A 12613-nucleotide genomic window follows, 5' to 3' on the forward strand; every position below is an offset into this window, starting at 1 on the left:
TTGTCAGTACCGTGCTCAACAGCGCATAGATTGGTACTGGCCTCACATTTTTAAGTCAATGTCCTACAGTTATTCGGCTTATGTTTTCATTTTTATGTGTTGCACTGACACATAAGAATATTTAGGTGCCCACATGGAAATTAAGGTTAATTATCTCGATAACCTTCGACAAGAAGCCAAATTTGATGACTTCACGGTAATTGCCGACCAACCTATTCGCTATAAAGGCGATGGCTCTGCTCCCGGACCATTCGACTATTTTTTAGCTTCATCAGCATTATGTGCAGCTTATTTTGTAAAAGTGTATTGTGCAGCACGAGACATTCCGACAGATAATATTCGTTTATCTCAAAATAATATTGTTGATCCTGAAAACCGCTACAAGCAAATTTTCAAAATCCAAGTTGAACTGCCTGCGGATATTTCTGAAAAGGACCGTCAAGGCATTTTTCGTTCAATTGACCGCTGTACGGTTAAAAAAGTGATTCAGACGGGTCCTGAGTTTGTCATTGAAGAAGTTGAAAGCATTGATGCAGATGCACAAGCTTTACTTATGCCAAATTTAGCGTCAGAAAGTACCACGTTTATTCCGGGTAAAGATCTGCCATTAGAAGAAACTATTGCCAATATGTCAGGTATTTTGGCTGGTTTAGGCATGAAGATCGAAATCGCATCATGGCGTAATATCGTACCGAATGTTTGGTCACTACATATTCGTGATGCACAATCGCCAATGTGTTTTACCAATGGTAAAGGTTCTACTAAAGAAAGTGCCTTAGCTTCGGCTTTGGGTGAATTTATTGAACGTCTCAATTGCAACTTCTTCTATAACGACCAGTTCTGGGGTGAAGAGATTGCCAATGCTGACTTTGTGCATTATCCAGATGAAAAATGGTTCCAACCCGGCCCAGAAGGCGAGTTACCTACTGAAATCTTAGATGACTACACACGTGAAATTTATAACCCAGAAAATGAGTTATTAGGTACACATCTATATGACACCAATTCAGGAAATATAGCACGCGGTATTTGCTCTCTTCCATTTGTCCGTCAGTCCGACGGTGAAACAGTGTATTTCCCATCAAACTTGATTGAAAATTTATACTTGTCAAACGGGATGAGTGCAGGGAATACCTTGGCTGAGGCTCAAGTGCAATGCTTATCTGAAATCTTTGAGCGTGCAGTAAAACGTGAGATTTTAGAAGGTGAATTGGCTTTACCAGATGTCCCTGAAGAGGTTTTAGCCAAATATCCAAGTATTGTTGCAGGTATTCAAGGCTTAGAAGAACAAGGTTTTCCTGTATTGGTAAAAGATGCTTCACTTGGTGGTCAGTACCCTGTGATGTGTGTAACCTTAATGAACCCACGTACAGGTGGGGTATTTGCATCTTTTGGTGCGCACCCTAAACTCGAAGTGGCTTTAGAGCGTAGCTTAACCGAACTTTTACAAGGCCGTAGCTTTGAAGGTCTAAACGATCTACCAAAACCAACGTTTAGCTCAAATGCAGTCACTGAGCCAAATAACTTTGTAGAACACTTTATTGACTCAAGTGGTTTGGTGTCTTGGAAATTCTTTAGCGCACAATCAGACTATGATTTTGTAGAGTGGGATTTCACAGCAAAAGGTGAAAATGCCAATGCGGAAGAAGCTGCAGCGATGTTTGCGATTCTAGAAGACATGGGCAAAGAAGCGTATATGGCGGTCTATCAGCATCTTGGTGCTACGGCATGTCGTATTTTAGTTCCGGGTTATTCTGAAGTATATTTGGTTGAAGACTTGGTTTGGGATAACACCAACAAAGCTTTGGACTTCCGTGAAGATATTTTAAACATTCATCGTCTAGATGAAGACGAGTTAGTGTCACTGGTTGAGCGCTTAGAAGAGCTTGAAGTGGATGACTACACGGATATTGTGACGCTCATCGGGATTGAGTTTGATGACAATACCGTATGGGGTCAATTAACGGTTCTTGAGCTCAAACTACTGATCTATATTGCGCTACAAGAGTTTGAAGAAGCAAAAGAGTTGGTCGAAACCTTCCTTCAATACAACACCAATACGGTCGAACGTGGTTTGTTCTATCAATGTATGAATGTGGTTTTAGAAGTTGAATTGGACGATGACTTAGATCTCAATGACTATGAACATAATTTCCGTCGTATGTTTGGTGACGAACGTATGGATGCAGTGATTGGTTCAATGGATGGCAGTCTTCGCTTCTACGGTTTAACTGAAACCAATATGCAACTTGAAGGTTTAGATCGTCATTTACGTCTGATTGATAGCTATAAAAAATTGCATGCTGCACGTGCGAAGTTTGCCAGTCAGAACGTTTAAATCTGGGCTTGTGAATAACGTTACTCATGTGATCATCTATTTGAAAAAACTCTCCTAAGGGGGAGTTTTTTTGTGCGAAATTTGCTGAAAATTAATCTATATCTGTGATGTTGATATTAATAAAAATCCTTATAACTCAGGTGAATATAAGGGAGGCTTAAAAATAACCGATTATCCGAAATTGTGTCATTTTAAAGTAAAGATATTTGACTCATTGGAAAAATATGATAATAAATTAGCTATGGCGTGTTTAGGCATGTTCATAATATTTCAGGACGAAATATTCAGAAGCACATTAATAAATAAATGGGAGTTTTAACAACATGCTTCAATTATTCAGAAAACTATTTTGCATGCATATTTACGAATACGAGCAAATGGAAGAAATCGGTTCGCACAAGGAATGTCGTAAGTGCGGTGTGACAAAGTAATGCAGAGTCTAAGCCGAAAAAAAAGTGAGCGAAAGCTCACTTTTTTAATGCCGGTCAATATTGAAATCATTAAAATAGAATCACATCCACAGTTTTCATGCAGATATGAGTAAAGATTTTCAAGCCGAGCGTTATACCGTCGATGCCAATATGGCAGATACCATTGCATGGTTATTACAACATCAGGATTGCTTTGAATCTTTTCATTATGATGCGATTCAGCAGCAATTGGTGGTTCAACATGCTAATGGTCAAGACGTCATCCGTGAAGGGGATTATTTAAATGCAGGCTATGGCATTTTAATAACAGCACATAACTTCGCTAAGTAAACGATATATTTTCCCTACTCATGGTGATTTAGCCATTTCATTAATTCGCACCGTCTCTTGCATTGCACATTGAAACCTATCACTGATCATTCAATTGAACTAAGCCCCGAACTTCGGGGCTTATTTTAAGCCATTTGCATGGCATCAGTTGAAAGCTGTGCAGCATTTGGTTTGGGCTGTTCAGCCACTAAACGGAGTTTGCTAAATAAAAGCTGATCTTTGCCTTCGCCTGCATTTGGCGTGGTCAGTAGTTTTTCACCAGAAAAGAGTGAATTTGCACCTGCCATAAATGCCAAAGCTTGTTCTGAATCACTCAGGGATTCACGACCTGCAGAGAGTCGAATATAGCTTTTTGGCATAATGATCCGTGCGACTGCAATGGTGCGAATCCATTCGATCACATCAAGTTTCTCAACCTCTGCAAGTGGGGTACCTTGAATAGGGACAAGGAGATTAATCGGCACGGATTCAGGATGAATCGGCAGCGTTGCCAACTCCATCAAAAAGGCGATACGGTCATCACGGCTTTCACCTAAGCCCACAATTCCGCCGCTACAGATTTTCATTCCAGATTGGCGAACATAGTCTAGCGTCGTTAAACGGTCATCATAGCTACGCGTGCTAATGACATTGGGATAATACTCACGAGAGGTATCGAGGTTATGGTTGTAATAATCTAAGCCTGCCTCATGTAGGCGCTCTGCTTGAGACTGATTCAGCATGCCAAGGGTCATACAGGTTTCAAGTCCCAGTGCTTTGATTTCACGCACCATTTCTAGCACATAGGGCATGTCCCGTTCATGTGGATTGCGCCATGCAGCGCCCATACAAAAACGCGAAGAACCTGAGGCAAGCGCAGCTTTCGCTTCATTGATGACTTTTTCCACAGCCAGACGTTTTTCAGCTTCTAATCCAGAGTCATAATGTGCAGACTGAGAGCAATATTTACAGTTTTCAGGGCACTTACCGGTTTTAATCGAAAGTAAGGTGCTGACTTGAATATGATTGGCTTGGAAATATTCACGGTGAATGGTCTGTGCTTGGAATAATAAATCCATCAATGGTTGTTGATACAACTCTTGTATTTCTGGATGTGTCCAGTCATTTCGGTAGCTCATAAATGATCCATATTTTCTGCCTAATGCAGATCATCATACGTAAAATTTGCAGACTTCCAAGACTATTTTGTAACATTGAAAGTTGGCTAAAGTACATTGAAATGACTTTTTCAAAGAACTTTTGATATTTAAGATGCTTGCAAAGTTATGCTAAATGACAGCACAATCGCTGCAATGTTTATTTTGAGCTAAAAAATTAATTTTCTTGGATTACGTCACTAAGTTTTAGCTTAAATGAAAACTTTGTAAGGATCTGGAAAATAGAGAATAAAAGTCCTTAAAGCATTTTTGAGTTTTGTTCTGCAATTGCCCAATCAATATGAACTTGCACAATCGCGTCATGTTTTTCGCGAGAATTTTTTAATGATTGCACAATATTTGAACTGTATGGTGCATTGCCTAAGCCAATGGCGATATTTCGCATAAAGCTTTGATAGCCTGTTCGTCGGATAGGACTGCCTTCAGTACAGCTTAAAAAAGTGGCCTCATCCCATTGCCAAAGATCTAATAAACTCACTTGGTCGAGGCCATGACGTGGATAAAAGTCCTCAATTTGAGTTTTATGCGCAAAGCTATTCCATGGACAGATAAGTTGACAGTCATCACAGCCAAACACACGGTTGCCAATGCCACGGCGTAATTCCTCAGGAATAATACCTTTGTATTCGATGGTTAAGTAGGCAATGCATTTACGTGCATCTAACATATAGGGCTCAACGATGGCCTGAGTTGGACAGATATCAATACAGGCTGTGCATGAACCACAATGTTTGGTTGCCGGCGAATCAAAAGGCAAATCGAGTGATGTAAACAGCTCACCTAATACAAAAAATGAGCCTGATTTTTTATGGATCAGTAAGGTGTGTTTGCCTGTCCAGCCCATGCCTGCATTTTCAGCTAAGGATTTTTCAAACACTGGTGCAGAGTCGGCAAAGGGTCTAGATTCAAAATCTCCGATTTTTTCACGGATAATATTCGACAAGGTTTTTAAACGACCGCGCATGACTTTGTGGTAGTCACGACCTCGTGCATAGCGTGCAATGATGGCTGAGTTTGGTTCATCTGGAACATAACGTGGTTTTGGTGTCTCGACCAAATAGTCCATGCGAACACAGATAATACTGCGGGTGCCGGGGACTAAAAGTGCTGGATTGGCACGTTTTTCAAGGTTTTCCTCTAGGAATTTCATATCGCCGTGATAACCACGTTCTAAATATTCTTTAAAACGAGGGAGTTCCTCTTGAGCATCTGGCTTTGCGATGACACAATCAGAAAAACCTAAATTTAAGGCTTGTGCTTTAATCCATGCTGTTAGGGTTTCTGGATCATATTGATCGACAGGAATTTTTTGTGCAGGAGTTGAAGCGGCCATAATCATAACAAGGAAAAACAATGCGTCTGCAAGTTTACCATAGCCCTGTTTATCTTAGCCAAAGTATTCAAGCTTGGGAGCAGCGTTGGTTTGCTCAGCACAATAGCAGTTATGGTCTGATGCAGCAGGTCGCATGGTCGATTGCTCAGCAACTCATTCCAATGTTAACGCAGCAAAATTTAAAAAATATTGCTGTATGTTGTGGACAGGGCAATAACGCAGGCGATGGCTATCTTACAGCGCAATACCTACAGCAAGCAGGCTTTCAAGTCGATATTTATGCTGCTGAAATTGGAGCATCGAAAGATTTACATTCTGCTGTACAAGAAGCGATAGATCACAAGCTCAAGATCTATACACATTTTGATTTTCAGCGAGATTATGACGTCTACATCGACGCATTATTTGGTATAGGGCTCAATCGTGAACTTTCTAGCGAATGGCAAGCCATTATTCAACGATTGAATGCATGCACGGGACTCAAAGTTGCTATTGATATTCCAAGCGGTTTACATGCCAATACAGGGCAGCCTTTACCCATCGCATTTCAAGCCGATTATACCTTTACGGCATTGGGTCTAAAAGCAGGGCTATTTACAGGTCAAGCGAAGGAATATGCAGGTGAAGTTTCGGTGATAGCATGCATACCGACTGATGCTGAGCTTGAACCACTTGCGTATTTGTCGCCACAGAAAATCACTTTACCTGCACGTCAAGCTTTTGGTCATAAAGGCAGTTATGGCCATGTTTTGGTTGTTGGAGGGCGTGCTGAAATGGGTGGGGCGGTGATTATGGCTGCTGAGGCTGCATTCCATGCAGGTGCAGGTAAGGTTACGGTTGTTTGTGATGCACGACATCACACCGCTATTTTGGCGCGCGCACCGAATATTATGCTACGCGATATCAATGCATTAAATGTAAAAGCGATTCAGCAACTGATCGATCAAGTCGATGCGATTAGCTTTGGCATGGGGCTTGGTCGTGACGATTGGGCACAACAGCAGTTTCAGTCATGGTTTCCATTGATTCAGCAGTCAACCTTGGAAATTGTTTTGGATGCAGATGCCTTATGGTTTATAGCTGAAGCACCTAAAAATTTGAATGCACGAACCTATGCAACGCCACATCCGGGTGAGGCTGCAAAATTATTGGGTCTATCTACTGCTGAAGTTGAAGCAGATCGTATACAAGCAATTCAACATTTAAAAGAAAAATTTCAAGGTCAATGGGTGCTTAAAGGGGCAGGCAGCTTAATACTTGAAGATCAGCTTTGGATTTGCACCGCAGGTAATGCAGGAATGGGTACAGGCGGTATGGGAGATGTGCTTGCAGGGATGATTGCAAGTTTAAAAGCACAATTCCATCAGCAAATTCATCTGCACGAAATCGTAAGCTTGCATGCTTTAGCAGGTGATGTATTGGCGCAGTCGGGGATGCGTGGTTTGCAGGCACAGGATATGGCCCAAGCGGTTTATCATGTGGTCAATCATTCAGGAGTTGAAGACTAAAATGCATGCAGTTAAATTGCGAATTCAAGGTAAAGTGCAGGGCGTTGGCTATCGTCGTTGGTTTGAACAGCAAGCGATTGCACTTGGTTTAAATGGCTATGTGAAAAATCTAGCGACGGGCGAAGTTGAAGCACTGATTATTGGAACTGAAGACGCCATTCATAAAATACTGAAACACAGTCTGGTGGGGCCTTTACGAGCAGACGTAACTAAAATCGATCAGCAAGAAATTCCAATGCATGAATTAGACTATAGCAATTTTAAAATGATCCGCTAAATTTGATCACTAGATTGAGTGGGCTTTTGAAAACAATCTGAATTACTGAGCTATATGTTTTGACGATTATTTATCGACGTCGAGTGCTTACACGACTTCGACCACGAGCCATACCACCTAAGGCATTCAGTACAGCCATTTTACTCATACTACCAGACGCATGCGCATGACAAATTGCGGCAGCCAAAGCATCGGCTGCATCCTGCTGGGGTTTGATGCTTAGGTTCAGAATGCGCATAACCATCATTTGGACTTGTTCTTTATCAGCAGCCCCATAGCCGACCACAGATTGTTTGATTTGACGTGCAGTATATTCAGCGACTTGTAAATCTAAATTGGTTAAAGCGGCAATGGCAGCACCGCGTGCTTGACCTAATTTTAAGGCCGAGTCAGGGTTTTGAGCCATAAATACTTGTTCAACCGCAGCTTCAGTAGGCCCGTGAAACTTTACGATGCGATCAATACCAGCAAAAATACGTTTTAAGCGTTCAGGCATTTCTGTCGTTTCGGTACGAATGGTGCCAGCATCGACAAAACGTAGTTTAGAACCATCCTTTTCGATGATGCCGTAACCAGTTAAGCGCGACCCAGGGTCAATACCGATAATTAATGACATGTTTGCCTATTTGCCCTTTAAAAATAAAAATATGCCCATATTGTTACATAAGCGTGTCAAAAAAGCTTGATAGTGATTGAGCAGTTGAACGCAACACCTTAAATTAATTTACTTAGATTTGTTTAATTTTCATGAAATTATTTCTTCTGATTTTAGCAGGCTTGATCCTGGAAGTGTTTGTCTGGATCGGTGTGGGCGACCTCGTCGGCAGCATGTGGTATGTCTTTTTCTGGTTCGTGGCGGCCTTCTTTATAGGGATGAATATTATCCGTAAATATTCATCAGGTCTGATGCCTCAAATGCAGCAAATGCAAGCAGGTCAAATGAGTAATGATCCAGCTTTAACTGGAAATTTACCAAAAATTTTGGCTGGTTTCTTATTGCTGTTACCGGGTCTAATCTCAGATATTATGGCATTACTTATTTTGATTCCACCTGTACAAAATGCCATGAAAGCAGTCATGATGAAAACAATGATGAAGCGTCAGCAAGCCATGATGGAAAAAATGATGGGTGGCATGATGGGCGATATGGGAGGCATGGGCGGTGCTCAAGGTCAGAACCCATTTGCAGATATGATGCGTCAAATGCAAGATATGCAAAATCAGCAATCAGGTCGTGATTCATCCGTTATTGATGGTGAAGCTCGTGAAGTGACGCCAGATGCGAAACAAATTGAACTGAAAGATGTCAATAAAAAATAATTAACTCAGTATGAAAGGCCGAATGTGTATTCGGCTTTTTTTTGCGTAAATTTTGATACGGCCTAAAAATAAACCTTGTGTTGCCAACAAAAAAATTGAACAAGCGATATAATCTTCACGTTTTAATTCAAATGAATCAGCTTGCATGTCACTGTTATTCACCATCTGTGCGCTTCATTTTGTTGCGCAGTTGAGTCCTGGTCCAGATGTATTATTAATTGCTAAAAGTGCAGCATCAACAACGCGTGCAAATACCTTAAAAATTATTGCGGGGATCTCTGTCGGGATTGTGGTGTGGGTTGTTTTAACCTTATTGGGCTTTACGGTTCTGGTTGAGCAATTTCCATGGATACAACAAGTTTTAATGGCTGTTGGTGGATTTTTCTTGGCGAAAATGGGTTGGGCGATGTTTAGTGGTGGGCTTAAAAGTTTAAATCAAACAGCCAATTTAGAAGATGGGCAGGCCTTAAGTCAGCAGAATACTGAAAATTATTTCTTATTAGGTTTATTTACGAATTTAGCCAATCCGAAAACACTGATCTATTTTAGTAGTGTGTTCTCACTGGCGTTGAGTTCATCAGCCAGTAGTAACCTAAAAGCACAGCTTGCTGTCATCATTCCGATTCAAACTTTTATTGTGTTTAGTCTGTTTATGATGATTATGTCTTTGCCTAAAATTAAAGCACTCTACCAACGTTCGGGTAGTTATATTGATGTGGTTTCAGGGGCGTTATTTTTAATTTTTGCGATTTGGCTGTGGTTCGACGCAATTAGAATGTTCAATCTTCAATAGCTGCAAACATATTGCTGTCAGCAAAGCGAAAGCCAAGTATTAGAACTTGGCTTTTTTTATGTGCCAATTTTATTGCTCTGGATTGGTTTGATCTTGGTCTTTGGATGGTGCTGTATTTGATGGATCTTGTGCATCATCGGTAGTTTCAGCATGATCACGATAACGGTTCGGTTTGAGGGTGGTTTCGGTATTTTCAGAGCCTTTGTATGATCGGCTACGATTGGCGCGTTCACGCAAACCGCCTTTTTTGATTAACTGCACCATCGTCTAGAACCTCATTGCTATTGCCATAGTTTAAAGAATTTTCCTCGTGAAGATAAGTGAGCAGGGCGATGCTAGCGCATAAAAAAGCCTGAAATTATTCAGGCTTTCATCATTTTAATTTCTCGCTTTGAATGACTTTAACGCGACCCGATAACGGTGCTTAAATTCAGCTTAGCTAAAATTTTACACATTGCCAGCTTGTTCATACGGCTGTATTTGGCTGTTGTAAAAAAAGCTTAATTTTTACCATCCTGCTTGAGTACTTCAAAGATGTTGAGTTGGGTTGTCGCTTCAGTATCATGCTGTTGCAAATACACTTGAACACTCTTAAATAGAATGGCAACAGCCAAACAACTGAGTATGCAAAATATCCAAAAGCCATATGGGCTACGGATATTATGCGAGCCACATTCGGAACATTCTTTATCGCTTGAAGCCAATACTTTATTGCAACAAGCACAGTGATATTGATAGTGCATTGCGTTTCTCCATTTAGTCGAATTTGACCAACATTCTTGTTGTTATTGTCAACCATCAATCCGTGATGATTGTTTTATCTTAATGTGCAAATAAGCTGCTGTACAAGTTTTAAACGGTTTGTTTTGCTCATTATTGTGTAAGTGAAAAGCGTCAGAGAGTTAAATATTTGTTTTATTAATAATTTATAAATGAAACAAGACATGAATTTTCAGTCATAAAAAAAGCCAGTTCGAAAACTGGCTTTTGCTGTTCTGTTTAAACTGAATTATTGACCAGAACGGATGATGTAATCAAAAGCAGACAATGATGCTTTCGCGCCTTCACCTGTCGCAATGATGATTTGTTTGTACGGTACAGTTGTACAGTCACCTGCAGCAAATATACCTTTCACATTGGTTTCGTTACGCTCGTTAATTACGATCTCACCACGGTTTGAAAGTTCTACAGCTGTTTCTTTTAAGAAATCAGTGTTTGGTAACAAACCGATTTGTACAAAGATACCAGCCAATTCAATCGTTTTGATTTCATCTGTTGCACGGTCTTTGTAGTTCAATGCAGTCACTTGTGAACCATCACCAACCACTTCTGTAGATAATGCATTCATGATCACAGTCGTATTCGGTAAGCTGTTTAACTTGTCTTGAAGGACTTGGTCAGCACGAAGCTTAGTATCAAACTCAACTAGCGTTACATGTTCCACAATACCTGCAAGGTCAATCGCCGCTTCGACACCTGAGTTACCACCACCGATGACTGCAACACGTTTACCTTTAAACAATGGACCGTCACAGTGTGGGCAGTATGCAACACCACGAGTACGGTATTCTTGTTCACCCGGAACGTTCATTTCTCTCCAGCGTGCACCTGTTGAAAGAATCACTGTTTTAGATTCAAGTTTTGCACCATTCTCTAAAGTCACTTCAACCAAGCCATTGGCTGTTTCATCTGCACCTTTGATGTCAGATACACGTTGCAAGTTCATGATGTCCACACCGTACTCACGTACATGTGCTTCCATTTCAGCAGCAAACTTAGGACCTTGGGTCTTTTGAATCGACGTGAAGTTCTCAATGTCCATGGTATCCATAACCTGACCGCCCATGCGTTCAGCCACGATACCGGTTTTAATACCTTTACGTGCTGCATAGATTGCAGAAGTATTACCTGCAGGGCCACCACCAATCACAAGGACATCAAATGCTTCTTTGGCATTTAGCTTTTCAGCATCTTTTGCAGCAGAGTTGGTGTCTAATTTGGCAATGATTTCTTCCAAGGTCATACGACCTTGACCGATGTGATTGCCGTCTTGGAATACCATCGGTACAGCCATGATTTTGCGTTCTTCCACTTCGTCTTGGAAGAATGCACCATCAATCATGGTTGCAGTTGTACCTGGGTTGTAAATTGCGATCAAGTTAAGTGCTTGAACCACGTCAGGACAGTTATGGCAGCTTAAAGATACAAACACATCAAAGTCAGTTTTAAGACCTAGACCTTTGATAGTGTTCAGTACTTCGTCAGAAACTTTCGGTGCATAACCTGAAGTTTGTAGCAAAGCTAGAATCAAAGATGTGAATTCGTGGCCCATCGGTAGACCTGCGAAGAATACGCGTGGAGTTTCACCTGCTTTTGCAATACCAAAACTTGGCGCACGGCTGTTGTTACCGTCAAAACGTGCAGTCACTAAATCAGATAAGGCAGCAACTTCAGTTACCAATTCTTTAATTTTGTCTGATTTGTCCGTGCCGTTTAAAGTCGCGACGATTTCAATCGGGCCTTCAAGGCGTTCAAGTAAGGTTTTTAATTGAGCAGAAGTATTTTGATCTAACATTGCTAACGTCTCCAGAGGAGTAAATTTATTTGATGAGAGAATGATAGAACAAACCATTAAATAGATGAAACAGTTTGTTTTTATAAAATTAATCGGTTTTACAAATCAAATAGTTAAATTTCTTTCTAAATCATAAGAATATACCGATGTGAATGCAGTCAATATTGGGCCATTATCGAGAAATGCAAGTTAAATAGTGGAAAAATAAACGAATTCATCGCGCTTTAAGCAAGACAATGCTAGAGTCAACCCTATTGTATTGAGAACTTTTTAGGGAAATGGCATGCAGGTCAAGCAAGGGATTTATCAGCATTATAAAGGTCAGTTGTATCAAGTTTTTCATGTTGCAACACATAGTGAAACGCGTGAAAAAGTTGTGGTCTACCAGTGCTTGTATGATGACTATTCCATGTGGGTTAGACCCTTAGAGATGTTTATGGAAACCATTGAAATTGATGGTGAAGTAATTCCGCGTTTTAAACTGATCCAAGAAACCCACTGAGCAGATATTTAGTACTTTAATCTTTAAATATGAATGAAATAAAAAAAGG

At 40.7% G+C, this 12613-nt stretch carries 13 protein-coding genes; 7 read left to right on the forward strand and 6 right to left on the reverse strand.

The features are described 5' to 3' along the window. Positions 1 to 133 precede the first annotated feature (133 nt). Both FTU16_RS07250 and FTU16_RS07255 read left to right on the forward strand, forming a co-directional pair. Entirely contained in the window at positions 134 to 2338 is a 2205-nt protein-coding gene (locus FTU16_RS07250) for an OsmC domain/YcaO domain-containing protein (protein ID WP_180162993.1), read from the forward strand. A 536-nt stretch (positions 2339 to 2874) separates the two neighbouring features. Next, entirely contained in the window at positions 2875 to 3099 is a 225-nt protein-coding gene (locus FTU16_RS07255) for a hypothetical protein (protein WP_168379636.1), read from the forward strand. 125 nt (positions 3100 to 3224) lie between these two features. Here the strand turns inward: FTU16_RS07255 and bioB are convergent, their stop codons facing one another. After that, positions 3225 to 4217, reverse strand: a complete 993-nt coding sequence (gene bioB, locus FTU16_RS07260) for a biotin synthase BioB (protein WP_180162994.1) — start codon at positions 4215 to 4217, stop codon at positions 3225 to 3227. A gap of 277 nt (positions 4218 to 4494) precedes the next feature. Next, positions 4495 to 5589 (reverse strand): tRNA epoxyqueuosine(34) reductase QueG, encoded by a 1095-nt coding sequence (queG, locus tag FTU16_RS07265; RefSeq protein ID WP_180162995.1) that lies wholly within the window; start codon positions 5587 to 5589, stop codon positions 4495 to 4497. Between the two features lie 20 nt (positions 5590 to 5609). On the opposite strand from queG, the gene FTU16_RS07270 reads away from it, so the two are divergent. Further along, the gene (locus tag FTU16_RS07270; RefSeq protein ID WP_180162996.1) at positions 5610 to 7097 is read left to right on the forward strand and encodes an NAD(P)H-hydrate dehydratase; all 1488 of its coding nucleotides are present in this window, start codon (positions 5610 to 5612) and stop codon (positions 7095 to 7097) included. A 1-nt stretch (position 7098) separates the two neighbouring features. Beyond that, positions 7099 to 7374 carry an acylphosphatase gene (locus tag FTU16_RS07275; RefSeq protein ID WP_180012138.1) on the forward strand — a complete coding sequence of 92 codons (276 nt, stop codon included), beginning with the start codon at positions 7099 to 7101 and terminating at the stop codon, positions 7372 to 7374. 70 nt (positions 7375 to 7444) lie between these two features. Here FTU16_RS07275 and ruvC read toward each other — a convergent pair whose 3' ends face one another. Continuing rightward, a complete protein-coding gene (gene ruvC / locus FTU16_RS07280) occupies positions 7445 to 7990 on the reverse strand; it encodes a crossover junction endodeoxyribonuclease RuvC (RefSeq protein WP_078189034.1) in 546 nt (181 codons plus the stop codon). A gap of 131 nt (positions 7991 to 8121) precedes the next feature. Between ruvC and FTU16_RS07285 the strand changes: the two genes are divergently transcribed. Together FTU16_RS07285 and FTU16_RS07290 are read left to right on the forward strand one after the other, a co-directional pair. Next, positions 8122 to 8694: an FxsA family protein gene (locus FTU16_RS07285; protein WP_078192890.1), complete on the forward strand. Its 573-nt coding sequence runs from the start codon at positions 8122 to 8124 to the stop codon at positions 8692 to 8694. A gap of 145 nt (positions 8695 to 8839) precedes the next feature. Continuing rightward, complete coding sequence (locus tag FTU16_RS07290) at positions 8840 to 9487, forward strand: LysE family transporter (RefSeq protein WP_180003124.1); 648 nt, start codon at positions 8840 to 8842, stop codon at positions 9485 to 9487. 69 nt (positions 9488 to 9556) lie between these two features. On the opposite strand, the gene FTU16_RS07295 is transcribed toward FTU16_RS07290, so the two are convergent. The 3 genes from FTU16_RS07295 to ahpF all read right to left on the reverse strand — a co-directional run bounded on the left by FTU16_RS07295 (position 9557) and on the right by ahpF (position 12062). Continuing rightward, positions 9557 to 9751 carry a hypothetical protein gene (locus tag FTU16_RS07295; RefSeq protein ID WP_180162997.1) on the reverse strand — a complete coding sequence of 65 codons (195 nt, stop codon included), beginning with the start codon at positions 9749 to 9751 and terminating at the stop codon, positions 9557 to 9559. Between the two features lie 236 nt (positions 9752 to 9987). Further along, on the reverse strand, positions 9988 to 10230 hold the full coding sequence (locus FTU16_RS07300) for a hypothetical protein (protein WP_078192893.1): 243 nt from the start codon (positions 10228 to 10230) through the stop codon (positions 9988 to 9990). Positions 10231 to 10496: 266 nt separating this feature from the next. Next, positions 10497 to 12062 (reverse strand): alkyl hydroperoxide reductase subunit F, encoded by a 1566-nt coding sequence (gene ahpF, locus FTU16_RS07305; protein WP_180162998.1) that lies wholly within the window; start codon positions 12060 to 12062, stop codon positions 10497 to 10499. A 283-nt stretch (positions 12063 to 12345) separates the two neighbouring features. Between ahpF and FTU16_RS07310 the strand changes: the two genes are divergently transcribed. Beyond that, the gene (locus FTU16_RS07310; RefSeq protein ID WP_180155291.1) at positions 12346 to 12564 is read left to right on the forward strand and encodes a DUF1653 domain-containing protein; all 219 of its coding nucleotides are present in this window, start codon (positions 12346 to 12348) and stop codon (positions 12562 to 12564) included. The last annotated feature ends 49 nt before the right edge of the window (positions 12565 to 12613 follow it).

The organism is Acinetobacter sp. YH12069 (assembly GCF_013419675.1).
Taxonomy (GTDB): domain Bacteria; phylum Pseudomonadota; class Gammaproteobacteria; order Pseudomonadales; family Moraxellaceae; genus Acinetobacter; species Acinetobacter amyesii.

Excerpts from the sequence above, each read along its gene's own strand:
- FTU16_RS07250 (WP_180162993.1), top strand. The coding sequence starts at position 134 with ATGGAAATTAAGGTTAATTATCTCGATAACCTTCGACAAGAAGCCAAA.
- FTU16_RS07255 (WP_168379636.1), top strand. The coding sequence starts at position 2,875 with ATGAGTAAAGATTTTCAAGCCGAGCGTTATACCGTCGATGCCAATATG.
- bioB (WP_180162994.1), bottom strand. The coding sequence starts at position 4,217 with ATGAGCTACCGAAATGACTGGACACATCCAGAAATACAAGAGTTGTAT.
- queG (WP_180162995.1), bottom strand. The coding sequence starts at position 5,589 with ATGGCCGCTTCAACTCCTGCACAAAAAATTCCTGTCGATCAATATGAT.
- FTU16_RS07270 (WP_180162996.1), top strand. The coding sequence starts at position 5,610 with ATGCGTCTGCAAGTTTACCATAGCCCTGTTTATCTTAGCCAAAGTATT.
- FTU16_RS07275 (WP_180012138.1), top strand. The coding sequence starts at position 7,099 with ATGCATGCAGTTAAATTGCGAATTCAAGGTAAAGTGCAGGGCGTTGGC.
- ruvC (WP_078189034.1), bottom strand. The coding sequence starts at position 7,990 with ATGTCATTAATTATCGGTATTGACCCTGGGTCGCGCTTAACTGGTTAC.
- FTU16_RS07285 (WP_078192890.1), top strand. The coding sequence starts at position 8,122 with ATGAAATTATTTCTTCTGATTTTAGCAGGCTTGATCCTGGAAGTGTTT.
- FTU16_RS07290 (WP_180003124.1), top strand. The coding sequence starts at position 8,840 with ATGTCACTGTTATTCACCATCTGTGCGCTTCATTTTGTTGCGCAGTTG.
- FTU16_RS07295 (WP_180162997.1), bottom strand. The coding sequence starts at position 9,751 with ATGGTGCAGTTAATCAAAAAAGGCGGTTTGCGTGAACGCGCCAATCGT.
- FTU16_RS07300 (WP_078192893.1), bottom strand. The coding sequence starts at position 10,230 with ATGCACTATCAATATCACTGTGCTTGTTGCAATAAAGTATTGGCTTCA.
- ahpF (WP_180162998.1), bottom strand. The coding sequence starts at position 12,062 with ATGTTAGATCAAAATACTTCTGCTCAATTAAAAACCTTACTTGAACGC.
- FTU16_RS07310 (WP_180155291.1), top strand. The coding sequence starts at position 12,346 with ATGCAGGTCAAGCAAGGGATTTATCAGCATTATAAAGGTCAGTTGTAT.